At 67.0% G+C, this 23209-nt stretch carries 23 protein-coding genes; all 23 read right to left on the bottom strand.

Features of this window, described 5'->3' with window-relative positions:
- Positions 1 to 24 precede the first annotated feature (24 nt).
- Positions 25 to 1857, bottom strand: a complete 1833-nt coding sequence (gene glmS, locus FHR97_RS07430; RefSeq protein WP_183383137.1) for a glutamine--fructose-6-phosphate transaminase (isomerizing) — start codon at positions 1855 to 1857, stop codon at positions 25 to 27.
- A gap of 10 nt (positions 1858 to 1867) precedes the next feature.
- Entirely contained in the window at positions 1868 to 3235 is a 1368-nt protein-coding gene (glmU, locus tag FHR97_RS07425) for a bifunctional UDP-N-acetylglucosamine diphosphorylase/glucosamine-1-phosphate N-acetyltransferase GlmU (protein WP_183383136.1), read from the bottom strand.
- Between the two features lie 45 nt (positions 3236 to 3280).
- Positions 3281 to 4387 (bottom strand): FAD:protein FMN transferase, encoded by a 1107-nt coding sequence (locus FHR97_RS07420; protein WP_183383135.1) that lies wholly within the window; start codon positions 4385 to 4387, stop codon positions 3281 to 3283.
- Between the two features lie 165 nt (positions 4388 to 4552).
- Positions 4553 to 5350 (bottom strand): undecaprenyl-diphosphate phosphatase, encoded by a 798-nt coding sequence (locus FHR97_RS07415; protein WP_183383134.1) that lies wholly within the window; start codon positions 5348 to 5350, stop codon positions 4553 to 4555.
- An 89-nt stretch (positions 5351 to 5439) separates the two neighbouring features.
- Complete coding sequence (gene mgtE / locus FHR97_RS07410; RefSeq protein ID WP_183383132.1) at positions 5440 to 6810, bottom strand: magnesium transporter; 1371 nt, start codon at positions 6808 to 6810, stop codon at positions 5440 to 5442.
- A 104-nt stretch (positions 6811 to 6914) separates the two neighbouring features.
- Positions 6915 to 7343: a F0F1 ATP synthase subunit epsilon gene (locus FHR97_RS07405; protein ID WP_183383131.1), complete on the bottom strand. Its 429-nt coding sequence runs from the start codon at positions 7341 to 7343 to the stop codon at positions 6915 to 6917.
- Positions 7344 to 7367: 24 nt separating this feature from the next.
- A complete protein-coding gene (gene atpD, locus FHR97_RS07400; protein WP_183383130.1) occupies positions 7368 to 8744 on the bottom strand; it encodes a F0F1 ATP synthase subunit beta in 1377 nt (458 codons plus the stop codon).
- 65 nt (positions 8745 to 8809) lie between these two features.
- Positions 8810 to 9694: a F0F1 ATP synthase subunit gamma gene (gene atpG / locus FHR97_RS07395; protein ID WP_183383129.1), complete on the bottom strand. Its 885-nt coding sequence runs from the start codon at positions 9692 to 9694 to the stop codon at positions 8810 to 8812.
- Between the two features lie 71 nt (positions 9695 to 9765).
- Entirely contained in the window at positions 9766 to 11310 is a 1545-nt protein-coding gene (gene atpA / locus FHR97_RS07390) for a F0F1 ATP synthase subunit alpha (RefSeq protein ID WP_183383128.1), read from the bottom strand.
- 16 nt (positions 11311 to 11326) lie between these two features.
- Complete coding sequence (locus FHR97_RS07385) at positions 11327 to 11866, bottom strand: F0F1 ATP synthase subunit delta (RefSeq protein WP_183383127.1); 540 nt, start codon at positions 11864 to 11866, stop codon at positions 11327 to 11329.
- 11 nt (positions 11867 to 11877) lie between these two features.
- Positions 11878 to 12348, bottom strand: a complete 471-nt coding sequence (locus FHR97_RS07380) for a F0F1 ATP synthase subunit B (protein ID WP_183383126.1) — start codon at positions 12346 to 12348, stop codon at positions 11878 to 11880.
- Positions 12349 to 12412: 64 nt separating this feature from the next.
- The gene (gene atpE, locus FHR97_RS07375) at positions 12413 to 12661 is read right to left on the bottom strand and encodes a F0F1 ATP synthase subunit C (protein ID WP_126482095.1); all 249 of its coding nucleotides are present in this window, start codon (positions 12659 to 12661) and stop codon (positions 12413 to 12415) included.
- Between the two features lie 65 nt (positions 12662 to 12726).
- Positions 12727 to 13590, bottom strand: a complete 864-nt coding sequence (atpB, locus tag FHR97_RS07370) for a F0F1 ATP synthase subunit A (RefSeq protein ID WP_183383125.1) — start codon at positions 13588 to 13590, stop codon at positions 12727 to 12729.
- 14 nt (positions 13591 to 13604) lie between these two features.
- Positions 13605 to 13991 (bottom strand): ATP synthase subunit I, encoded by a 387-nt coding sequence (locus FHR97_RS07365; RefSeq protein WP_183383124.1) that lies wholly within the window; start codon positions 13989 to 13991, stop codon positions 13605 to 13607.
- A 230-nt stretch (positions 13992 to 14221) separates the two neighbouring features.
- Positions 14222 to 15145 (bottom strand): ParB/RepB/Spo0J family partition protein, encoded by a 924-nt coding sequence (locus tag FHR97_RS07360; RefSeq protein WP_183383123.1) that lies wholly within the window; start codon positions 15143 to 15145, stop codon positions 14222 to 14224.
- Positions 15146 to 15185: 40 nt separating this feature from the next.
- On the bottom strand, positions 15186 to 15956 hold the full coding sequence (locus FHR97_RS07355) for a ParA family protein (RefSeq protein WP_183383122.1): 771 nt from the start codon (positions 15954 to 15956) through the stop codon (positions 15186 to 15188).
- A 28-nt stretch (positions 15957 to 15984) separates the two neighbouring features.
- Entirely contained in the window at positions 15985 to 16647 is a 663-nt protein-coding gene (gene rsmG, locus FHR97_RS07350) for a 16S rRNA (guanine(527)-N(7))-methyltransferase RsmG (RefSeq protein WP_183383121.1), read from the bottom strand.
- Entirely contained in the window at positions 16644 to 18539 is a 1896-nt protein-coding gene (mnmG, locus tag FHR97_RS07345) for a tRNA uridine-5-carboxymethylaminomethyl(34) synthesis enzyme MnmG (RefSeq protein WP_183383120.1), read from the bottom strand. The genes rsmG and mnmG overlap by 4 nt, the downstream gene beginning before the upstream one ends.
- 537 nt (positions 18540 to 19076) lie before the next feature.
- Entirely contained in the window at positions 19077 to 19850 is a 774-nt protein-coding gene (locus FHR97_RS07340) for an amino acid ABC transporter ATP-binding protein (RefSeq protein WP_183383119.1), read from the bottom strand.
- Between the two features lie 12 nt (positions 19851 to 19862).
- Positions 19863 to 20534, bottom strand: a complete 672-nt coding sequence (locus tag FHR97_RS07335; protein WP_183383118.1) for an amino acid ABC transporter permease — start codon at positions 20532 to 20534, stop codon at positions 19863 to 19865.
- 111 nt (positions 20535 to 20645) lie between these two features.
- Positions 20646 to 21413 (bottom strand): transporter substrate-binding domain-containing protein, encoded by a 768-nt coding sequence (locus tag FHR97_RS07330; RefSeq protein WP_183383117.1) that lies wholly within the window; start codon positions 21411 to 21413, stop codon positions 20646 to 20648.
- Between the two features lie 113 nt (positions 21414 to 21526).
- A complete protein-coding gene (erpA, locus tag FHR97_RS07325) occupies positions 21527 to 21880 on the bottom strand; it encodes an iron-sulfur cluster insertion protein ErpA (RefSeq protein ID WP_183383116.1) in 354 nt (117 codons plus the stop codon).
- Positions 21881 to 22102: 222 nt separating this feature from the next.
- Positions 22103 to 23137: an N-acetyl-gamma-glutamyl-phosphate reductase gene (argC, locus tag FHR97_RS07320; RefSeq protein ID WP_183383115.1), complete on the bottom strand. Its 1035-nt coding sequence runs from the start codon at positions 23135 to 23137 to the stop codon at positions 22103 to 22105.
- Positions 23138 to 23209 lie beyond the last annotated feature (72 nt).

Raw genomic sequence — 23209 nt, 5'->3', positions numbered from 1 at the left:
GGGGCGGCGGGGCGTCCGCCGCGCTCACTCCACCGTCACGGACTTGGCCAGGTTGCGCGGCTGATCCACGTCGGTGCCCTTGAGCACCGCCACGTGGTAGGAGAGCAGCTGCAGCGGCAGGGTATAGAGGATCGGCGCCAGCGCCTCGTGCACATGGGGCAGGCGCAGCACATGGACCCCCTCCTCCTCGGCCAGGCCCACCTCGGCGTCGGCGAAGACGAACAGCTCGCCGCCCCGGGCCCGCACCTCCTGGAGGTTGGACTTGAGCTTGTCGAGCAGCTCATCGTTGGGCGCCACCGAGATCACCGGCATCTCGCTGTCGACCAGGGCCAGCGGCCCGTGCTTGAGCTCGCCGGCCGGATAGGCCTCGGCATGGATGTAGGAGATTTCCTTGAGCTTCAGGGCCCCCTCCAGGGCGATCGGGAAGTGCGCGCCGCGGCCGAGGAAGAGGGCATGGTGCTTCTCGCCGAAGGCCGTGGACAGCGCCTCGATGGCCGGGTCCAGGGACAGCACGCGCCGCACCAGCCCCGGCAGGCCGCGCAGGGCCTCGACCAGGCCGGCCTGCTCGTCGGGGTCCTGGCCGCGCAGCCGGCCCAGCGCCAGGGTGAGCAGCATCAGCGCGGTCAGCTGGGTGGTGAAGGCCTTGGTCGAGGCCACCCCGATCTCCGGCCCCGCCCGGGTCATCAGCGTCAGGTCGGATTCCCGCACCAGGGAGCTGCCCGGCACGTTGCAGATCGCCAGGCTGCCCAGGTAATCGCGGTCCCTGGCGAAGCGCAGGGCCGCCAGGGTGTCGGCGGTCTCGCCGGACTGGGACAGGGTGACGAAGAGCGTGCCCTCGGGGACCACCACCCGGCGGTAGCGGTACTCCGAGGCCACCTCCACCTGCACGGGGACCCCCGCATAGCGCTCCAGCCAGTAGCGGGCCACCAGGCCGGCATGGTAGCTGGTGCCGCAGGCCACCAGGTGGATCTGCCGGACGCCCGCGAACAGCGTCTCGGCCTCGGGCCCGAAGCTCTCCACCAGCACGTTGCGATCGCCCAGGCGCCCCTCCAGGGCCGCGGCGATCACCGTTGGCTGCTCGTGGATCTCCTTGAGCATGAAGTGGCGATACTCGCCCTTGCTGGCGGCACCATCGCCGTGCTCGAAGGTCTGGATCTCCCGGGTCACCGGGGTCCCCGCGGCATCGAGGATGGTGATCTCCCCGCCGGCGGCGAGGCGCACCACGTCGCCCTCTTCCAGGTAGATGAAGCGGTCGGTGACGCGCAGCAGGGCCAGGGGGTCGGAGGCCAGGAAGGCCTCCTCGATCCCCACGCCCACCACCAGGGGGCTGCCCTTGCGCGCTCCGATCACCACGTCCGGCTCGTCGGCATGGATCACGCCCAGGGCATAGGCCCCGTCGAGGCGCGCCAGCACCCGCTGCACCGCGCCGAGCAGGTCGCCCTGACGCGCCTCGCGCTCGAGCAGGTGCGCCACCACCTCGGTATCGGTCTCGGAGGCGAAGGAGTAGCCGACGGCCTCGAGCTCGTCGCGCAGGGCCTCGTGGTTCTCGATGATGCCGTTGTGCACCACCGCCAGGCGCTCCCCGGACTGGTGGGGGTGGGCATTGGCCTCGCTGGGCCGGCCATGGGTGGCCCAGCGGGTGTGGGCGATGCCGCTGTGGCCGGCCAGGGGGGCCGCCGCGAGCTTGTCCTCCAGGGCCGCCACCTTGCCCAGGGCGCGGCAGCGCTGCAACCGGCCGTCGTCGGCACGGATGGCCATGCCCGCCGAGTCATAGCCGCGGTATTCCAGGCGCTTGAGGCCCTCGAGCAGGATGCCCTGGACGTTGCGCTGGGCGACAGCGCCGACGATTCCACACATGCCGTTCTCCTCAATAGTCCTTGTGCTTGACCGGTCGCAACCAATCGTCCTTGGTGATCAGCCGCGCCCGGCTCACCGCCAGGGCGTTGTCCGCCACGTCGCGGCTCAGGGTCGAACCGGCCCCCACGGTCGCGCCCTTGCCGACGCTCACCGGGGCCACCAGGGCGGTGTTGGAGCCGATGAAGGCACCGTCGCCGATCTCGGTGTGGTGCTTGTTGGCGCCGTCATAGTTGCAGGTGATGGTGCCGGCACCGACGTTGACGTCTCGCCCCAGCCGGGCATCGCCCACGTAGCTCAGGTGGTTGATCTTGCTGCCCTCGCCCACCTCGGCGTTCTTGGTCTCGACGAAATTGCCGATCCGTGCCCCCACCGCCAGCCGCGAGCCGGGACGCAGCCGGGCGAAGGGCCCGATGCGGTTGTGCCCGGCGGCCACGGCGCCCTCGATGACGCTGTGTGGCTCGACCGCGGTCTCGGCGCCGATATGGCTGTCGCGAATCACGCAATGCGGCCCGATGCGCACCCCCTCGCCGAGCTCCACCTCGCCCTCGAACACGCAGCCCACGTCGATCTCGACGTCGTGCCCGCAGGTCAGGGTGCCCCGCACGTCCAGCCGCGAGGGGTCCAGCAGGGCCACGCCTTGCGCCATCAGCGCCTCGGCGATATCCGCCTGGTGGGCGCGCTCGAGACGGGCCATCTGGGCCCGGTTGTTGACGCCCTCGACCTCCAGGGGGCGCGCCGGCTGGGCGGTGGCGATCTTCACGCCCTCGGCGGCGGCCATGGCGATGATATCGGTGAGGTAGTACTCGCCCTGGGCATTGTCGGCCGACAGCCGGGGCAGCCAGCGACGCAGCTGGGCAGCGGTCATGGCCATGATGCCGGTGTTGCACTCGCACACCGCGCGCTCGGCCTCCGAGGCATCCTTGTGCTCGACGATGGCCACGGCCTCGCCGGCCTCGTTGCGCAGGATACGGCCATAGCCGTCGGGCTCATCGAGGGTCACGGTGAGCAGGCCCAGGTGCTGCTCGTCGACGGCCTCGAGCAGCCCGCGCAGGGTCTCGCGGCGGGTCAGCGGCACATCGCCATAGAGCACCAGCACCTTGCCGTTGCCGAGGGCATCGAGGGTCTGGGCCACGGCGTGGCCGGTGCCCTTCTGCTCGGCCTGCAGGGCGAAGCGCACACGACAGTCGGCCAGGGCCTCGCGCACATGCTCGGCGCCATGGCCGACCACCACATGGGTACGCTCGGCCTCGAGCCCCCGGGCCGTATCGATCACGTGACGCACCATGGGCTTGCCCGCCAGGCGGTGCAGCACCTTGGGCAGGGTCGAACGCATCCGGGTGCCCTGCCCGGCCGCCAGTATTACCACGTCGAGGCTCATCGTGACTCCTTGCCGATCACTCGTTGAATCGGGTCATTCTAGTGCTTACGGGGCCTCGGCTGCCACGTCGCCGACCGCCCCGTCGGCCACCTCGACGCCCATCTCCTCGAGCCTGTCGCGGCCGAAGCGCACCGCGAAGGCCGGACTGGCCAGGCTCACCCAGCCATCGCCGGCCTCGTTGCGCACCAGCACCAGCACGGCCAGGTCGTGCTCGCGGGCCAGGGCCATGCCCTCGTCCTCGCCGAGCACCGAGATGGCGGTGGCCCAGGCATCGGCGCGGGCGTTGGAGGCATCCACGACCGTCACCGAGGCCAGGCGATGCTGGATCGGGCGGCCGGTGCGCGGGTCGATGGTATGCGAGTAGCGACGCCCGTCTTCCTCGAAGTAGTTGCGGTAGTCGCCGGAGGTGGCCACCGACGTATCGTGGAGGGCCAGCACATGCTGGGCCTGGGGCCGGCCGTCCCGGGGAATCTCGACGCCGATGCGCCAGGGTTCGGCCTCGCCGTCGCGGAATCCCGCGACCTCGAGTTCGCCGCCGATGTTGACCAGGTAGTTCTCGATGCCCTGCTCGGCCAGATAGGCCGCCACCCGGTCGGTGGCATGTCCCTTGGCCACCCCGGAGAGGTCGACGAAGACATCCTTCAGGCGGCGCGCGCGCCGCTGGTCCACATCGATCTCCAGGGTATCCATGCCGACCTCGGCGAGCCGCTCGGCGATCAGCGCGTCTTCCGGCACCTCCCGGGGCCGCGCCTCGGGGCCGAAGCTCCACAGGTTGACCAGCCCACCCACGGTGACGTCGAAGGCGCCGCCGCTGGCCTCGCCCACCCGATGGGCGATCGACAGCACCTCGATCAGCGGCGCGGAGAGCGTCTGCCATTCGCCCACCGGGGCCTGGTTGAAGGCCACCAGCTCGGCATCGTCACGGTAGGTGGACATGGAGGCATCGACACTCTCGAGCTCGGCCAGGATGCCTGCCCCGAGGGCGTCGCGCCGCTCGGCGGTGATCGGGTCGGCGAGGTTCACCTGGTAGTAGGTGCCGAAGATATCGCCCTCGAGCCTGACCGGCGTCTCCAGCGTGCGCTCCGAGCAGCCGGCCAGCAGGACGACCAGCAGCAGCGTCAGCAAGGCGAGGCGATGGTGAGGGAGTGACATGAGGACTCCAACAAATAAAGACCGAAGGATGCGCTGATTTATGTCGCGAGCGAAGAGAGGCTGGTTGCCGCCGGAGCGCAGGAACCGGAGTGTAGCCTGCTACATGAGGATTCCGAGCACCGCCGGCGGCCAGGATATCGAGCGCAGCAATAAATCAGTGCTTCCTCAGCCGAACAGCCAGATCAGGGCCACCCCGAGAATGAGTCGATAGACCACGAAGGGCTGCATGCCGATCCGCTTGATGAACACCAGGAAGAAATGGATGCACAGATAGGCACTGATGCCGGACAGCAGCGTGCCCGCCGCCAGGTCGAGCCAGGCCACCGGGACCGGCGATTCGGCGAGGCTCAGCGCCTCGAGCCCGCCGGCCAGCACGATCACCGGGATCGACAGCAGGAAGGAGAAGCGCGCCGCGGCCTCGCGGTTCAGGCCCAGCAGCAGCGCCACGGTCATGGTGATGCCCGACCGCGAGGTCCCGGGAATCAACGCCAGGGCCTGGGCCAGGCCGATCCACAGGGCATCGCGCCAGTGCATGTGGTACTCGTTTCGCGCCCCGCGGTGCCGCCAGTCGGCATAGCCGAGCAGCAGGCCGAAGGCGATCAGCCCGCCGGCGAGCACCAGCGGCGAGCGCATCACCACCTCGATGCTGTCCTTGAAGGCGAGCCCCGCCAGGCCCACCGGCACGGTCGCCAGGATCACCCACCAGGCCAGGCGGGCATCCTCGTCGGTACCGCGCCCCGCCACGCTGCGTCCCCAGCTGCCGACCATGGCGACCAGCTCGTGGCGGAAGTAGAGCACCACCGCGGCGAGGCTGCCCAGGTGCAGGGCCACGTCGAAGGCCAGGCCCTGGTCGGACCAGTCGGTCAACACCGGCAGCAGGATCAGATGGGCGGAACTGGAGATCGGCAGGAACTCGGTCAGCCCCTGGATGAAAGACAGCAGGACAATCTGTAACCAATCCATGGAAGTATCCTGTGATGTGAGACGTTGGGAAACGACGTTCGGGCGGTGCAGAGAATACACGCTCGGGACCTAGCTGTCCGCCCCGCCCGTCAGCCCGCGGACAGGATCAGGGTGGCGAAGCCGAAGTAGATCAGCACGCCCGAGGCGTCGATCAGGGTGGTCACCAGCGGCGCCGAGGCGGTGGCCGGGTCCCAGCCCAGGCGGTCGAGCACGAAGGGCAGGCACATGCCGAGCAGGCTGCCGAACAGCACGATGGCGATCATGCTCACCGCCACCACCAGGGCCACCGCCTCGCCGGCACGGATCACCCCGATGGGCGCCACGGCCAGCGCCATGGTCAGCCCCAGCGAGCCGGCCACCAGCAGTTCCCGCCCCAGCAGCTTGCCCCAGTCCTTGACCCCGACGTCGCCGGTGGCCATGCCGCGCACCATCAGGGTGGCGGCCTGGGCGCCGGCGTTGCCGCCGCTGCCGATCAGCAGCGGCAGGAAGAACACCAGCGCCACCTGCGCGGCGATGGTGTCCTCGAAGTAGGCGATGCCGGCGCCGGAGAACAGGTTGCCGAACACCAGCAATACCAGCCAGGTGACCCGCTTGCGGTACAGGCTGGCGAGCGGCACCCGCCCGACGCCATCCTCCAGCTGGCCGATGGACATCCCCTTGTGGATATCCTCGGTGGCCTCGGACTCCACCACATCCATGGCATCGTCGTGGGTGACGATGCCCACCAGGCGACGGCTCTCGTCGACCACCGGCAGCGCCAGCAGGTCGTAGCGGGCGACGATCCGCGCCACCTCCTCCTGGGGCGTGTCCACCTTGGCATGGATGACGTCGCGGATCATCAGCTCGTCGACCCGGGCCCCCGGCCGCGCCACCATCAACTGGCGCAGCGACATGGTGCCCGCCAGCCGGCCCTCGGGATCGATCACATACAGCTGGTAGACGGTCTCGGCATCCGGCGCCGTCTGGCGCACCCGCATCATCGCCCGGGACACCGTCATGCCGGCGGGGATGGCCACATAGTCGGAGGTCATCAGCGCCCCGGCGGTGCCCTCCTCGTAGCTGGCCAGGCGCTTGAGGTCCTCGCGCTCCTGGCGTGCCATGCGCCGCAACAGCACCTCGCGACGGTCCTCGCCGAGCACCTTGAACAGGTCGGTGCGCTCGTCGGCGCCCATCTCCTCCAGTACCGCCAGCAACACGTCATCGCCCATGGCCTCGGCGATGACGAGCTGCTCCTCGGCGTGCAGGTGGCCGATCACGCTGGCCCGCCGCTCCAGCGGCAGGCAATCCAGCAGGGCGCGCCCGCGCAGCACGTCGTCGTCCTCCAGCAGGTCCTGGAGGATCTCGGCGATGTCGGCGGAGCGCAGTTCGGGCAGCTGGGCATCGAGACGCGCGCGGTCGTCCGCCTCCAGGGCGGCCAGCAGCGCGGTCTTGTGCGGGGTCAGGGAATCATCGAGTGGCATCGGGCTCGTCCTCGCGATGCCCGGGCGGGCAGGCAACGGCAACGAAAACGCCCCCCGACACGAGTCCGGGGGGCGCGATCGTCATGCATGGCAGGAGCCCGGAATCAGCTCCGGCCCACCTTGCGGCGCAGCTGCTGGATGGTGCGCAGCTGGGCCATGGCCTCGGCCAGCTCGGCCGCGGCACGGGTGTAGTCCATCTCCGCGGACTTCTCGTCCATCGCCTTGAGTGCGTGCTGGCGAGCCTCCTCGGCGGCGGCCTCGTCGAGGTCATCGGCGCGGATGGCCGTATCGGCCAGCACGGTGACGACGTCGGGCTGCACCTCGAGGAAGCCGCCCGAGACGTAGAAGTGATCCTCGTCACCTCCCCCCAGGACGATACGGACCGGACCGGGGGCCAGCTCGGTGAGCAGCGGCGTGTGACCGGCCAGGATCCCGAGATCCCCCATGCGCCCGGCCGCCACGACCTGCTCGGCATTGCCGGAGAAGATCGACGCCTCGGCGCTGACGATCTCGCACTTGAAGCTTTTCGTCATGATGACGTCTCCCAGGTGGAGGGATTACTTCATCTGGTTGGCTTTCTCGACGGCCTCGTCGATGGTGCCGACCATGTAGAAGGCCTGCTCCGGCAGCTCGTCGTACTCGCCGTCGAGGATGCCCTGGAAACCACGAATGGTCTCCTTCAGCGACACGTACTTGCCGGGCGCTCCGGTGAAGACCTCGGCGACGAAGAACGGCTGCGACAGGAAGCGCTGGATCTTGCGCGCCCGGGAGACGGCCAGCTTGTCCTCGTCGGACAGCTCGTCCATGCCCAGGATGGCGATGATGTCCTTGAGCTCCTTGTAGCGCTGCAGCACGCCCTGCACACCGCGGGCGGTGTTGTAGTGCTCGTCGCCGACGACCAGCGGATCCAGCTGACGCGAGGTGGAGTCCAGCGGATCGATGGCCGGGTAGATGCCCAGCTCGGCGATGGAACGCGCCAGTACCACGGTGGCGTCCAGGTGCGAGAAGGTGGTCGCCGGGGACGGGTCGGTCAGGTCGTCCGCGGGCACGTACACCGCCTGCACGGAGGTGATGGAGCCGGTCTTGGTGGAGGTGATGCGCTCCTGCAGCACACCCATCTCCTCGGCCAGGGTCGGCTGGTAGCCCACCGCGGAGGGCATGCGGCCCAGCAGCGCCGAGACCTCGGTACCCGCCAGGGTGTAGCGGTAGATGTTGTCGACGAACAGCAGCACGTCGCGGCCTTCATCGCGGAACTTCTCGGCGATGGTCAGGCCGGTCAGGGCCACGCGCAGGCGGTTGCCGGGCGGCTCGTTCATCTGGCCGTAGACCAGCGACACCTTGTCGAGAACGTTGGACTCCTCCATCTCGTGGTAGAAGTCGTTGCCCTCGCGGGTCCGCTCGCCGACACCGGCGAATACGGAGTAACCGCTGTGCTCGGTGGCGATGTTGCGGATCAGCTCCATCATGTTGACGGTCTTGCCGACGCCGGCGCCGCCGAACAGGCCGACCTTGCCGCCCTTGGCGAACGGGCAGACCAGGTCGATGACCTTGATGCCGGTCTCCAGCAGCTCGTTGGTGGCCGCCTGGTCGGCATAGCCCGGCGCCTTGCGGTGGATCGGCATGCGCTCGGCCTCGCCGATCTCGCCCGCCTCGTCGATGGGCTCGCCCAGCACGTTCATGATGCGGCCCAGGGTCTCCTTGCCCACCGGCACGGAGATGGCCGCGCCGGTGTTGGCGACGTCCATGCCACGCTTGAGGCCCTCGGTGGAGCCCATGGCGATGGTGCGCACCACGCCGTCGCCCAGTTGCTGCTGGGCCTCGAGAACGGTCTCCTTCTCGGAGACCTTCAGCGCGTCGTAGACCTTGGGAACATCGTCCCGCGGAAACTCTACGTCAATCACCGCGCCGATGATTTGTACGATACGTCCGCTCATCTTGGTTCCTCTCAAATACCTGCAAATGAAACCTGCTTGCCGGGAGGGCCGCGCCCTCCCCCGGGCTATACGGCGGCGGCGCCACCGACGATCTCGGAGATTTCCTGGGTGATGGCCGCCTGACGGGCCTTGTTGTACACCAGCTCCAGGTCGTCGATCAGATTGCCGGCGTTGTCGGTGGCACTCTTCATCGCGATCATGCGCGCGGCCTGCTCGCAGGCCACGTTCTCGACCACCGCCTGATAGACCTGCGCCTCGACGAAACGCACGAGCAGGCTATCCAATAGCTCCTTGGCATCCGGCTCATACAGGTAGTCCCAGCTACCGGGACGCTTGTGTTCTTCAATCTGCGCATCATCCGCGCTCATCTCGGCGGACAAGGGCAGCAGCTGACGGACCACCGGCTTCTGGGTCATGGTGTTGACGAACTCGTTGAACACCACGTAGAGGCGGTCCAGCTTGCCCTCGTCGTACGCATCCAGCATCACCTTCACGCTGCCGATCAGGTCGTCCTGTGCCGGGGCCTCGCCCAGGCCGCTCTTGGCCGCGACCAGGCTGCCGCCATATTTGCGGAAGAAGGTGGTGGCCTTGCTGCCCAGCGCGCAGAAGTCGAGTTCCGCGCCGCTGTCGCGCCAGGCCTTGGCCTCCCTGACGACGGACTTGAACAGGTTGACGTTCAAGCCGCCACACAGGCCGCGGTCACTGGACACCACGATGTAGCCGACCCGCTTGACCTCGCGCTCATCCATCCACGGATGCTTGTACTCCGGGTTGGCATCGGCGATGTGGCCCACGACGTTGCGGATCTGCTTGGCGTAGGGCTGGCTGGCCTTCATCCGATCCTGCGCCTTGCGCATCTTCGACGCAGCGACCATCTCCATGGCACTGGTGATCTTCTGCGTGTTCTTGATGCTCCCGATCTGGGTGCGTATCTCTTTTGCAGCTGCCATAGCGATCTACCTTTGTTCGTGGCCTCAGAAAGCTCCAGGGCCCGCCCCCTGGCGGGGACGGGCCAACGGGATTACCAGCTCTGAGTCGCCTTGAACTTGTCGAGACCTTCCTTCAGGCCATTCTTGATCTCGTCGCTGTAGTCGCCGGTCTGGTTGATCTTGTCGAGCAGTTCGGCGTACTCGGACTTCATGAAGTCCTGCAGGGCACGCTCGAAGTCCAGCACCTTCTTGACGTCGACGTCCTCCAGGTAGCCCTCGTTGGCGGCATACAGGGAGACGGCCATCTCGGCCACGGACATCGGCGAGTACTGGTGCTGCTTCATCAGCTCGGTGACGCGCTGACCGTGCTCGAGCTGCTTGCGGGTGGCCTCGTCCAAGTCGGAGGCGAACTGGGCGAAGGCCGCCAGCTCGCGGTACTGGGCCAGGGCCAGGCGCACGCTGCCGCCGAGCTTCTTGATGACCTTGGTCTGGGCCGAGCCACCGACACGGGACACCGAGAGGCCGGCGTTGATGGCCGGACGGATGCCCGAGTTGAACAGGTCGGTCTCGAGGAAGATCTGACCGTCGGTGATGGAGATCACGTTGGTCGGCACGAAGGCGGAGACGTCGCCGCCCTGGGTCTCGATGATCGGCAGGGCGGTCAGCGAGCCGGTCTTGCCCTTCACCTCGCCATCCGTGAACTTCTCGACGTAGTCGGCGTTGACGCGAGCGGCACGCTCGAGCAGGCGGGAGTGGAGGTAGAAGACATCCCCCGGGAAGGCCTCGCGGCCCGGCGGACGACGCAGCAGCAGGGAGACCTGGCGATAGGCCACGGCCTGCTTGGACAGGTCGTCGTAGACGATCAGGGCGTCTTCGCCGCGGTCGCGGAAGTACTCGCCCATGGTGCAGCCGGAGTAAGCGGCGAGGAACTGCATCGGGGCCGGATCGGCGGCGCCGGCGGCGACCACGATGGTGTGTTCCATGGCACCGTGCTCCTCGAGCTTGCGCACCACGTTGGCAATGGTCGACTGCTTCTGGCCGATGGCCACATAGACGCAGGTGACGTCCTTGCCCTTCTGGTTGATGATCGCATCGATGGCGATGGCGGACTTGCCGATCTGGCGGTCGCCGATGATCAGCTCACGCTGGCCGCGGCCGATCGGCACCATGGCGTCGATCGACTTGAAGCCGGTCTGGATCGGCTGGTCGACGGACTGGCGGGTGATCACGCCGGGGGCGACCTTTTCCACCGCGTCGGTCATCTTGGCGTTGATGTCGCCCTTGCCGTCGATGGGGTTGCCCAGGGCATCGACCACGCGGCCGCGCAGCTCGGGGCCCACCGGCACCTCGAGGATGCGGCCGGTGCACTGGGCGGTCATGCCCTCTTCGAGCTGCTGGTAGTCGCCCAGCACCACGGCACCGACGTTGTCGCGCTCGAGGTTCAGCGTCATGCCGAAGATGCCGCCGGGGAACTCGATCATCTCGCCGAACATCGCGTCGGCGAGGCCGTGGATCTGCACGATGCCGTCAGACACGCTGACGATGGTGCCCTGGTTACGGGCTTCGGATGCGACATCCAGCTTCTCGATACGCTGCTTGATGATGTCGCTGATCTCGGAAGGATTCAGTTGCTGCATGCCATGTCCCTCAGACTCAGGCGGAAAGGGCCTCGTGGAGGCGGTTCAGTCGACCGCGGACCGACCCGTCGATGACGGTGTCGCCGGCGCGCAGGATGACGCCCCCCAGGAGGGTGGAATCCACCTGAGTGGTAATGGAGATTTCGCGGTTCAGACGCTTGGCCAGCGCGCTCGCCAGCTTTTCCTGCTGCCCGTCGTCCAGCGGGAAGGCGGAGACGATGTTCACGTCCATGCGCTTCTCCTGCTGGGCCTTGAGCAGCTCGAACTGCTCGGCGATGGCGGGAAGGGCCGCCAGGCGCCCCTTCTGGCCGACCAGGCGCAGGAAGTTGCGGACGCCGTCGTCGACGGCGTCGCCGCAGATGTCGACGAGCGCCTCCGCCTTCTGCGCGCTGGAAAGGCGCGGATTGCCCAGCACCCGGCGGCGCAGGTCGTCGTCGGCGACGACCTGCGCCACGATGGCGAGCATGCCGGACCAGTCGGCGAGCGCCTTGTTCTCAACGGCGTGTTCGAAGGCCGCCTTGGCGTAGGGGCGAGCGACGGTTGACAGTTCCGCCATGGGTCACCTCCTCAGAGCTCTTCGGCGAGTTTGTCAACGAGCTTGCCGTGCTGCTTCTCGTCGATGGCGGACTCCAGGATGCGCTCCGCGGCCACGACGGCGAGCCGCGACACCTGGCTGCGCAACTCATCTTTCGCGCGGTTGATTTCCTGCTCAATCTCGGACTTGGCCTGCGTGATCATGCGCTCGCCTTCCTGGCGGGCCTGCTCACGCGCCTCGTCGATCATCTGGTTGGACCGCTTGTGGGCCTGCTCCAGGATTTCGGCCGCCTGCTCCTTGCTCTCGCGCAGCGTCTCGTTGGCCTGCTCTTCGGCCAGTTCGAGATCGCGTGAAGCACGGCTGGCAGCATCCAGGCCATCGGCGATCTTCTTCTGACGTTCCTGCAGGGCTTGCATGACCGGCGGCCAGACAAACCTCATGCAGAACCAGACGAAGAACGCAAAGGCGATAGCCTGGCCGATCAGGGTTAGGTTCAGGTTCACGCCAGCACCTCTCGCGTCACAGGTTTGGGGTTAACGTCACGACGGGTCTTGCGACCGTCGCGATTTAACCGACAAACGGGTTGGCGAAGGTGAAGAACAGCGCGATACCCACACCGATCATGGTCACGGCGTCCAGCAGGCCGGCGACGATGAACATCTTGACCTGCAGCATCGGGATCATTTCCGGCTGACGCGCGGCGCCTTCCAGGAACTTGCCGCCCAGCAGGCCGAAGCCGATGGCGGTGCCCAGGGCACCCAGGCCGATCAGCAGGGACACGGCGATGGCGGTCATACCCAGAACTTGTGCTTCCATGGTGGTCTCTCCAGTTTTCGTCTAGTGGTTAATGGTTAAGGGTGAGTGGGTTAAGGGTTGAAAGGTCAGTGCTTTTCCACCGCCATGGCGAGATAGACGATGGTCAGCATCATGAAGATGAAGGCCTGCAGGGTGATGACCAGGATGTGGAACACCGCCCAGGTGAAATGCAGCGGCAGCTGCCACAACCCGATCATGGCGATCAGGATGAAGATCAGCTCGCCGGCGTAGAGGTTGCCGAACAGACGCAGACCGAGCGAGATCGGCTTGGCGATCAGGGTCACGGTCTCGAGCACGAAGTTGACCGGCACGAACAGCGCCTGCACCAGCTTGTTCGGGGAATTGAACGGGTGCAGGGTCAACTCGCCGATGAAGCCCGAGACGCCCTTCTCGCGGATGGTATAGAAGATGATCAGGGCGAAGACCGACAGCGACATGCCGAGGGTGGCGTTGACGTCGGTGGTCGGCACGACCTTGAAGTAGACGTGGGCGGGATCGGCCCCGAACATGGCACCGATCTTCTGCGCCAGCGTGGGCAGGACGTCCACCGGCACCAGGTCCATGAGGTTCATCAGGAAGACCCAGCAGAAGATCGTCAGCGACAGCGGCGCGATCAGCTTGCTCTTGCCGTGGAAGGTGTCCTTGACCGAGTTGTCGACGAACTCGACCATCAGCTCGACGAAGTTCTGCACGCCGCCGGGGATGCCGGTGGTGGCGCTCTGGGCCACCTTGCGGAACAGCAGCATGAACATCAGGCCGAGGCCGATCGACCAGCCCAGGGTGTCGAGATGGATGGCCCAGAAGCCCATCTCGGTGGCCTCCTCGGCCGAATGGGCGATGCTCCAGCCGTGCTCCGGATGATTCCCGAAGGTCAGGTTCTGCAGGTGGTGCTGGATGTACTCCGTCGGAGTCGGGTTGTTGCCTGCCATGATCTGCCTCGATTTCAGGTGTGTGACGGTCGCCTAAGGAGCCAGGGTCCCAGCCAGTGGACGAACAGCGTCACCACGTAAGCGCCAAAGAAGAAAGCGGGGTTTGAGGGGGGCACTGCAACGAACACCAGGGTGAACAGAGCCGCCGTCAAACCGAACTTCCCGGCTTCCGCACGGTAGAAGCCGTTGACGATGTTCCTGGAATGCCGAGCCCCCTGATAGCGGAAGACTCGCCAGGCGAAATAGGCGTTGGGCAGGAAGGCCACCATCCCCCCCAGCAGCGCCGAAAGCGCGGCGGGAGCGCCTCCCGATCCCGCGGCGAGCGCCGTTGCGAGGCCGACCACCGCAAGCTGCACCAGGAGCAGTCGTCGGACGCTGGGACGCTTGATGCTGGCTGCCATGGGGTCTCCGTGAACTCTGCCGACGCTTGACGTCCCCTCTGCCTCGAGAACCACCGCTCGGGATGCCAACGGCGGGTCCGGCGCGATTATAGGGAAGGCCCACCAAGGCTTCAACCGATCACGAAGCGATTTCGCACGATATCGCGCCAGCTTACGACTAAAAGTCGAGAAAAGATCCGCAGCTTCAGTTAGCTCGCTAATCGCTTCTTTGGATCGCTCGAGCGGGTCGCTCAGCGGATGTGTTCGAGGATGCCATCCAGCTCGTCGAGGCTGGCGTAGCGAATGGTCACTCGCCCCTTGCCGCCGCGGCCGTGCTGGATCTTCACCGGGGCGCCGAGCAGATCGGCCAGGCGCGACTCGAGGCGGGCCACGTCCGGGCTCGGCGACGGGGTCTCGGCCTTCTTCGTCTCGCCGCTGCTCAACTGCTTCACCAGCGCCTCGGTGGCGCGCACGGTGAGATCCTTGTTGACCACTTCGTGGGCGGCCTTGCGCTGCTTGGCCCCGGACAGCGCCAGCAGGGCCCGGGCATGGCCCATGTCCAGGTCGCCGCGCTCGAGCAGGGTCTGCACCTCGGGGTCCAGGGCCAGCAGGCGCAGCAGGTTGGCGACCTGGGCCCGGGAACGACCCACGGCATCGGCGGCCTGCTGCTGGGTCAGCTCGAACTCGTCGAGCAACCGCTTGAGGGCCATGGCTTCCTCGATGGGATTGAGGTTCTCGCGCTGGATGTTCTCGATCAGGGCGAGGGCCAGGGCGACCTCGTCGCTGACCTCGCGCACCACCGCCGGAATGACGTCGAGCTCGGCCAGTTGGGCCGCTCGCCAGCGCCGCTCGCCGGCGATGATTTCGTAACGTTGCTCGTCGATCGGCCGCACCACGATGGGTTGCATGACCCCCTGGGCGCGGATCGAGTCGGCCAGCTCCTCGAGGGCCTCGGGCTGGATGTCCCGACGGGGCTGGTACTTGCCGCGGCACAGCTGGCCCAGCGGCAGGCGCTCGAGGCGTTCCTCGGCGCCGGCGGCCTCGGGTACCGCGCCGTTCAGCTCGCCGTCCTGCAGCGTGGTGTCGACCTCGGGCAGGTCCAGGCTTTCGCGGCGGCGGGCGCCGGCGCCGATCAGGGCATCCAGGCCGCGTCCCAGGGCGCGTTTACGCGTCATCGACAATCCCTCATCACTAAGAGCGGAGTAGGTGCTCGGGTTACAGCGACAGTCGGCGGATCAGTTCCTTGGCCAGCACCCGGTGGGCCTGGCTGCCTCGCGAGAAGCGGGCATACTTGGTCACCGGCAGGCCGTGGCTCGGGGCCTCGGCGACCCGTACGTTGCGCGGGATGGTGGTCTTGAGCAGGGCATCGCCGAAGTAGTCGCGCAGCTGCTTGCTGACATCCCGGGTCAGGCTGTTGCGGGAATCGAACATGGTGCGCAGGATGCCGAACATCTCGAGGCGCGAGTTCACGCTGTCCTTGATCTGCTCCACGGTATCGAGCAGCGCCGAGAGTCCCTCCAGGGCATAGAACTCGCACTGCAGGGGGATCAGCACGCCGTCCGCGGCGGTCAGGCCGTTGACGGTGAGCATGTTGAGCGACGGCGGGCAGTCGATCAGCACCACGTCATACTCGCCGGCCACCTCGGCCAGGGCCTTGACCAGGCTCTGCTCGCGCCCCTCGTCACGATCCAGCAGCTCCACCTCGGCGGCGGTCAGGTCGCCGTTGCCGGGCAGCAGGGCATAGCCCGCCTCGGGGCAGTCGAGGATGACCTCGCTGGAACGGCGCTCGCCGAGCACCACGTCGAGCACGCTGCCATCCAGCTCGTGCTTGTCGACGCCGCTGCCCATGGTGGCATGGCCCTGGGGATCCAGGTCGACCAGCAGCACGCGACGGTCCAGCGCCGCCAGGCTGGCGGCCAGGTTGACGGCGGTGGTGGTCTTGCCCACGCCCCCCTTCTGGTTGGTCAAGGCGATGATCTTGGTCACGGCGACTTCCTTGCGAGTGACGGACGCCTCAGGGGCGGCCCTGGGTGGTATGAGTGCGCTCGAGGATCACGAGCCGGCGGCTGCCGGCCTCGAAGGGCACCTTCAGCTCGTGGCAGGCGACCGGCGCCACGTCGTCGGGCAACCCGCCCAGTTCATCTTCCACGGCAGGCCCCTTCATGGCCAGCCATTGCCCGTCCACGCTCGGCAACGACTCGCTCAACGTCACGAAGTCCCGGAGGCTGGCGAAGGCCCGGGAGATCACCTGGTCGAAGCCTCCCGCGGGCGGCGCGAAGGCCTCGACCCGCGCCTGCACCGGGGTGACGTTGGTCAGCCCCAGCTCCATCACCGCCTGGCGCTGGAAGCGTACCTTCTTGCCGTTGCTGTCGAGCAGCGTCACCCGCAGGTCGGGGGCCAGGATCGCCAGCACCAGGCCCGGCAGGCCGGGGCCGGCACCGACATCGAGGACCGTCGGCCCGCTGACGAAGGGCAGCACGGCGGCGCTGTCGAGGAGGTGCTTGGTGACCATCTCCTCGGGGTCGCGTACCGCGGTGAGGTTATAGGCGCGATTCCACTTGTGCAACAGCCCCACCAGGACCAGCAGCCGGTCGCGGCGGGACTGGTCCACGTCCAGGCCGAGCTCGTCCAGGCCGCCCTCCAGGCGGTTCTTGAGTCGCTTGTCGTCGCTCGTCATCCGTTGGCCACCCGGCTGTCATCGAGCAGGCGACGCTTCTTGAGGTGGATCAGCAGGATCGAGACGGCCGCCGGGGTGACGCCGGAGATCCGCGAGGCCTGGGCCAGGGTCTCCGGCCGGGCCTCGGCGAGCTTCTGGCGGATCTCGTGGGACAGCCCCTCGACCCGGGCATAGTCCAGGTCCTCGGGCAGTCGCGTGGCCTCGTGACGCTTCAGCTTGTCGATCTCGTCCTGCTGCCGGTCGATGTAGCCCTGGTACTTGGCCTGGATCTGCACCTGCTCGGCCACGCGCTCGTCCGCCACCGGCTCGCCCTTCAGGTCGGCCACGTCGGCGTAGCCGAGCTCGGGGCGCTTGAGCAGGTCCATCAGGCTGTACTCGCGGGACAGCGGCTTGCCGGTCTTGGTGGCGACCCGCGCCGCGGCCTCGCTGCCGGGCTGTACCCAGCTGGCCTTGAGGCGGGCGCTCTCGCGCTCGATGGCCTCGCGCTTGCTGCTGAAGTCGCTCCAGCGCGCCTCGTCCACCAGCCCGAGCTCCCGGCCGGCCTCGGTGAGGCGCAGATCGGCGTTGTCCTCGCGCAGCAGCAGGCGATATTCCGCCCGGGAGGTGAACATCCGATAGGGCTCCCTGGTGCCGAGGGTGATCAGGTCGTCCACCAGCACACCCAGGTAGGCCTCGTCGCGACGCGGCCACCAGGCGTCCAGGCCCCGGGCACGCCGGGCCGCGTTGAGCCCGGCCAGCAGCCCCTGGGCGCCGGCCTCCTCGTAGCCGGTGGTGCCGTTGATCTGGCCGGCGAAATACAGGTTGTGGATGAATTTCGTCTCCAGGGAATGCTTCAGGTCCCGGGGATCGAAGAAATCGTACTCGATGGCATAGCCGGGCCGGGTGATATGGGCGTTTTCCAGTCCCCGGATCGAGCGTACCACCTGCAGCTGGACGTCGAAGGGCAGCGAGGTGGAGATGCCGTTGGGGTAGAGCTCATGGGTATCCAGTCCCTCGGGTTCGATGAAGATCTGGTGGCTGGCCTTGTCGGCGAAGCGGTGCACCTTGTCCTCGATGGACGGGCAATAGCGCGGCCCCACGCCTTCGATCGTCCCCGAGAACATCGGCGAGCGATCCAGGTTGGCCTGGATGATCTCGTGGCTGCGTTCGTTGGTATGCGCGATGTGACAGCTCACCTGACGCGGATGCATCTCCCGGCGACCCAGGTAGGACATCACCGGCGTGGGGCTGTCGCCGGGCTGTTCATCGAGGACCGAGAAATCCACGCTCTTGGCATCGAGGCGCGGCGGTGTCCCGGTCTTCAGCCGATCGACCCGGAACGGCAGGGCCCGCAGCCGCTCGGCCAGCGCATTGGAGGGCGGATCGCCGGCTCGGCCGCCGCGGCTGTGGTCGAGACCGATGTGGATAACCCCGCCGAGGAAGGTGCCTGTGCACAACACCACGCCCTCACCGAGGAAGCGCACGCCGGTCTCGGTCACCACACCCCGCACGGTGTCGCCGTCGACGATCAGGTCCCCGGCGGCCTGCTGGAAGAGTGTCAGGTTGGGCTGGTTCTCCAGCATGCCGCGGATCGCCGCCTTGTAGCGGACTCGATCGGCCTGGGCGCGGGTGGCGCGCACGGCGGGGCCCTTGCGGGCATTGAGCACCCGGAACTGGATGCCGCCCATGTCGGTGGCCAGGCCCATGGCCCCACCGAGGGCGTCGATCTCCTTGACCAGGTGACTCTTGCCGATCCCGCCGATGGCGGGATTGCAGGACATCTGGCCCAGGGTCTCGATGTTGTGGCTCAGCAGCAGGGTCCGGCAGCCCATGCGGGCCGAGGCCAGGGCGGCTTCGGTCCCCGCATGACCGCCACCGATGACGATGACGTCGAAGCGGTCGGGGTACTCCAAGGTTCACCTCGTTCGGCGCGACGGCGCCGATATTGCGAATCGGGGGTATGAAATCAGCCAGCCAGTATAACCCTCCTGTGGGTAATCGTCAGGGTTTTCCACACCCGGATGACCAGGCGTCCGTCATCCTCGGGTAGCAGATAAACAAATACATAGAATAAGAAAGAGAAGTTCTGTTGTTGTAGTAATTACTGGTGTGGATACTTTCCGTGGAAAAGCAGGCTTATCTTTTATTTATCAACAGCTTGTACTGTTGACCAAAACAAGGAAAAGCGGCGTGCTGCCTGCGGAGGAGATGTTCGGGAGCTGTGGACGAAAGGCCGAGTTGCCCACAGCCGCGACCGGACACCGCTTGTCCACCGTCCTCTACCGCGCTTGTCACCGCGGCTGTGAACAACCACCGTGTTTCATCCCCAGGCCCGCCATCATGGGCACTGGCGCCGGTTCGACGCGGTTCGGCGGAGAATCTTGTCCACAGGCCAAAAAAAGGCCCTGTCGCGAACGACAGGGCCTTTGTCCAGGGCTCGAGGCGTGGCCTCAGTGCTTCAACACCCGGGCCAGGAAGTTCCGGGTGGCTTCCTCCCGGGGCGAATCGAAGATCGTCTCGGGAGGACCCTCCTCGGCGATTTCCCCCTTGTGGATATAGATCACCCGGTCGGCGACCTCCCGGGCGAAGCCCATCTCGTGGGTCACGATCATCATGGTCATGCCCTCGTTGGCGAGCTCGCGCATGGCATCCAGGACCTCGCCGATCATCTCCGGGTCCAGCGCCGAGGTCGGCTCGTCGAAGAGCATCAGCCGGGGCTCCATGGCCAGGGCCCGGGCCAGGGCCACCCGCTGCTGCTGGCCGCCGGACAACTGGCCGGGATACTTGGCGGCCTGGTCGCTGATGTCGACCCGCTCGAGCAGCCGCTCGGCGATCTCGGTGGCATCGGCCCGACTCCAGCCGCGGACCTTCATGGGCGCCAGGGTCACGTTGTCGAGCACGCTGAGGTGGGGGAAGAGGTTGAACTGCTGGAACACCATGCCCACCTCGGTGCGGATCTTCTGCAGCGCCTTGGTGGCCTTGCCGTAGGGCAGCAGCGGTTTGCCGTCCACCTCCAGGCTGCCCTTCTGGAACTCCTCGAGGCCATTGATGCAGCGGATCAGGGTGGACTTGCCCGAGCCGCTGGCGCCGATGACCACCACCACCTCGCCGGGGCTGACCTCGAGGTCGATGTCCTTGAGGACATGCAGGCTGCCGAAGTGCTTGTTGACCTTGTCCAGGCGCACGATGGGCTCGCCGCCGGACTTGGACGTCTCTTGGTTCATGGCTCGCATTCCTTATTGTCCGACCAGGCCCTTGCGCTCCAGGAAACGCAGCGCCACCGACAGTGATAGGGTGATCACCAGGTAGAGCATGGCGACCATCAGGTACACCTCCAGGGCGTTGAAGGTGGTGGCGATGTAGACCTGGCCCTGGCGGACCAGCTCGCCGACACCGATGACCGAGAACAGCGAGGTGTCCTTGATGCTGATGATGCCCTGGTTGCCCAGCGGCGGGATCATGCGACGGAAGGCCTGGGGCCAGATGATGTAGCGGAAGGTCTGGCGCCGGGACAGCCCCAGGGACAGGCCGGCCTCGCGCTGGCCGCGCTCGATGGACTGGACGCCGCCGCGGACGATCTCCGAGATGTAGGCTCCGGAGTTCACCGCGATCGCCGCGATGCCGGCGACCAGGGCATTGATGGGACCGCCGAGCAGCTGGGGCAGGCCGTAGAAGATGAACAGCACCTGGACCAGGACCGGGGTGCCGCGGAAGATCTCGATGTAGGCCACGGCCGGCCAGCGCAACCAGGAGAGCGGGCTGATGCGCAGCAGGCCGAAGATGATGCCGATGATGAAGCCGATGGCCAGTCCGCCGAAGGAGATCAGCAGGGTGTAGGGGATACCCGTCAGCAGGTGCGGGATGGAGGCGAAGGCCGCCTGCCAGTCGAATTGGAAAGTGACGTCCAAGAGGGATCTCCGTCAGGGTGCGTCATGAAGAAGCGGTGTCGCAACGCCGGGGGCGCAACGCAACGGGGCCGGGTCATGGGACCCGACCCCGTCATCAGGCAATCGTCAGCGTCATTCGTCGCTGGGGCTGCCGAACCACTTGGCGTGGATCTCGTCGTAGGTGCCGTCTTCCTTCATGGCCGCCAGGGCCTCGTTGACGGGCTCCACCCACTCGCTGCCCTGGACGAAGACGATGCCGTACTGCTGGCCCTCGTAGAGCGGCCCGACGACCTTGGTGCGCCCCTCGCCGCGGGTCTGGGAGAAGTAGCCGACGTTCGGGGCATCGTAGAAGACCGCATCGACGCTGCCGCCGAGCAGCGCCATGTACATGTCGCTCGAGCCCGGGTAGGGGGTGATGTCGGCGGACTCGCCGAGGTTCTCTTCCAGGTAGTCGTAGCTGGTGGAGCCGATCTTGGTGCCGATCTTCTTGCCTTCCAGGTCCTCGATGCTGTCGACGCTGTCGTCGCCGGCATTGACCAGGATGCGCAGGCCGCTGTCGTAGTAGGGATCGGAGTAGTCGACGATCTCCGCGCGCTCATCGGTGATGGTGATGCCGGCGATGGCGATGTCGACGTTGCCGGTCTGCACGGCGGGAATGATGCCGTTGAAGTCCATGGTGCGCAGGTTGTAGTCGAAACCGGCCCGCTCGGCGACCTCGGCGATGATGTCCATGTCGAAGCCGACCATCTCGCCGGTTTCCTGGTCCATCATCTCGAAGGGCACGAAGCTTGGGTCGGTGACGACGTCCAGGGTGGTGTCCTGGGCTTGGGCCATGGCGGACAGGCCCAGGGTCAGGCCGAGGCAGGACGCCAGCGAGGCCGCCTTCAGGTGACGTGTCATGTGACTCTCCATGGAAGATTTGTTGTGGAGTACCTAATCAACCATGGCGAGTTGTCGTGAGAGCGTCAAGTTTCGGCAAATGACGCTATGCGGGGGCGTCTCAACGCTCGGCGTCAGACCATGAAGGAGGCGCCACAGCCGCAGGTGGTGGTGGCATTGGGGTTCTGGATCAGGAAGCGGGCGCCGGCCAGGCCTTCCTCGTAGTCGACGGTGGAACCGACCAGGTACTGATAGGACAGCGGGTCGATGACCAGTGCCACCTCGCCGAACTCGACCAGGGTGTCGTCCTCGGCGACGTCCTCGGCGAAGTCGAAGCCGTACTGGAAGCCCGAGCAGCCGCCGCCGGTCACGTAGACCCGCAGCTTGAGGCGGGGGTTGCTCTCCTCCTCGATCAGGGCATGGAGCCGCGCCTTGGCGCTGTCGGAGAGCAGCAAGGGGGTGGGAACGAAGGTTGCGGCACCGCTCATGGGTGACCTCCCCGGAATCGGTGAATGTCGTGCAGGACGACGATTATCCACAACCCCCAGCAAAAGGGTCAACTATTGGGGAGGTCTGGGCGGAGGTATTCCGGGGACAGGCCTCCGCGAGGGCGCTGTGAATACGTCCCTGTACGCTACTTTTTCCTTCCCTGGAAAAAGACCCTCGCTGCACCCTGTCCCCGGACTCCGCCAGTGTGGGATGTGGTGAGATCAGGGCATCATCGCCGGGGCGTCGAGGCCGGCGTTCTCGTCGAGGCCGAACATCAGGTTGAGGTTGTGCACGGCCTGCCCGGAGGCGCCCTTGACCAGGTTGTCGATCACCGCGAGGACCACCACGGTATCGCCGTCGCCGGGGCGGTGGACGGCCAGGCGGCAGACGTTGGCGCCCTTGACGCTGCGCGTCTCGGGATGACTGCCGGCCGGCATGACGTCGACGAAGGGCTCGTCGGCGAAGCGCTTCTCGAACAGTGCCTGCAGGTCGCCCGGCTCGCCGCTGAGGCGCCCGTAGAGGGTGGCGTGGATGCCGCGGATCATCGGCGTCAGGTGAGGCACGAAGGTCAGGCCCACCGGGCCGCCGGCGGCATCGCCCAGGCCCTGGCGGATCTCGGGCAGGTGGCGGTGGCCGGAGGCGCCGTAGGCCTTCATGGACTCGCTGGCCTCGGCCAGCAGCGAGGGCACCTTGGCCCCGCGGCCGGCCCCGGTGACGCCGGACTTGCAGTCGGCGATGACGTGCTCGACATCGATCAGCCCGGCCTCCAGCAGCGGCAGCAGGCCGAGTTGCACCGCGGTGGGATAGCAGCCGGGCACGGCGATCAGCCGGGCCTGGCGGATGCGCTCGCGATGGACCTCGGGCAGGCCGTAGACGGCGTCGTCGAGCAATTCGGGGGCACCGTGGGGCTGACCGTACCAGCTCTCCCATTCGAGCGCATCGCGCAGGCGGAAGTCCGCCGAGAGATCGATCACCCGGGTGCCGCGCTCGAGCAGCTCGCCGGCCAGGGCATGGGCCACGCCGTGGGGGGTGGCGAAGAAGACGGCATCGCAGGCCGCCAGCCGAGCGGGATCCGGTTCGCTGAAGCGCAGCTCGTCATAGTGGCCGCGCAGGTTGGGGTAGAGCTCGCTGACGCCGAGGCCGGCCTCGCTGCGCGAGGTGATGGCCTCGATGCGCACCTCGGGGTGGCGGGCCAGCAGCCTGAGCAGTTCGACACCGGTGTAACCGGTGCCGCCGACGATTCCGACCTTGATCACGATGGACACCTCGTTGTGGGACGCTGGGACCTCTGTGACTGGATATGATACACAAGAGAGGCGTGTTCCACC

It is taken from the genome of Halomonas stenophila (genome assembly GCF_014192275.1).
Classification (GTDB): Bacteria; Pseudomonadota; Gammaproteobacteria; order Pseudomonadales; family Halomonadaceae; genus Halomonas; species Halomonas stenophila.
This window is presented reverse-complemented; position numbering and strand designations above follow the sequence as displayed.

Excerpts from the sequence above, each read along its gene's own strand:
- glmS (WP_183383137.1), bottom strand. The coding sequence starts at position 1,857 with ATGTGTGGAATCGTCGGCGCTGTCGCCCAGCGCAACGTCCAGGGCATC.
- glmU (WP_183383136.1), bottom strand. The coding sequence starts at position 3,235 with ATGAGCCTCGACGTGGTAATACTGGCGGCCGGGCAGGGCACCCGGATG.
- FHR97_RS07420 (WP_183383135.1), bottom strand. The coding sequence starts at position 4,387 with ATGTCACTCCCTCACCATCGCCTCGCCTTGCTGACGCTGCTGCTGGTC.
- FHR97_RS07415 (WP_183383134.1), bottom strand. The coding sequence starts at position 5,350 with ATGGATTGGTTACAGATTGTCCTGCTGTCTTTCATCCAGGGGCTGACC.
- mgtE (WP_183383132.1), bottom strand. The coding sequence starts at position 6,810 with ATGCCACTCGATGATTCCCTGACCCCGCACAAGACCGCGCTGCTGGCC.
- FHR97_RS07405 (WP_183383131.1), bottom strand. The coding sequence starts at position 7,343 with ATGACGAAAAGCTTCAAGTGCGAGATCGTCAGCGCCGAGGCGTCGATC.
- atpD (WP_183383130.1), bottom strand. The coding sequence starts at position 8,744 with ATGAGCGGACGTATCGTACAAATCATCGGCGCGGTGATTGACGTAGAG.
- atpG (WP_183383129.1), bottom strand. The coding sequence starts at position 9,694 with ATGGCAGCTGCAAAAGAGATACGCACCCAGATCGGGAGCATCAAGAAC.
- atpA (WP_183383128.1), bottom strand. The coding sequence starts at position 11,310 with ATGCAGCAACTGAATCCTTCCGAGATCAGCGACATCATCAAGCAGCGT.
- FHR97_RS07385 (WP_183383127.1), bottom strand. The coding sequence starts at position 11,866 with ATGGCGGAACTGTCAACCGTCGCTCGCCCCTACGCCAAGGCGGCCTTC.
- atpE (WP_126482095.1), bottom strand. The coding sequence starts at position 12,661 with ATGGAAGCACAAGTTCTGGGTATGACCGCCATCGCCGTGTCCCTGCTG.
- atpB (WP_183383125.1), bottom strand. The coding sequence starts at position 13,590 with ATGGCAGGCAACAACCCGACTCCGACGGAGTACATCCAGCACCACCTG.
- FHR97_RS07365 (WP_183383124.1), bottom strand. The coding sequence starts at position 13,991 with ATGGCAGCCAGCATCAAGCGTCCCAGCGTCCGACGACTGCTCCTGGTG.
- FHR97_RS07360 (WP_183383123.1), bottom strand. The coding sequence starts at position 15,145 with ATGACGCGTAAACGCGCCCTGGGACGCGGCCTGGATGCCCTGATCGGC.
- rsmG (WP_183383121.1), bottom strand. The coding sequence starts at position 16,647 with ATGACGAGCGACGACAAGCGACTCAAGAACCGCCTGGAGGGCGGCCTG.
- FHR97_RS07340 (WP_183383119.1), bottom strand. The coding sequence starts at position 19,850 with ATGAACCAAGAGACGTCCAAGTCCGGCGGCGAGCCCATCGTGCGCCTG.
- FHR97_RS07330 (WP_183383117.1), bottom strand. The coding sequence starts at position 21,413 with ATGACACGTCACCTGAAGGCGGCCTCGCTGGCGTCCTGCCTCGGCCTG.
- erpA (WP_183383116.1), bottom strand. The coding sequence starts at position 21,880 with ATGAGCGGTGCCGCAACCTTCGTTCCCACCCCCTTGCTGCTCTCCGAC.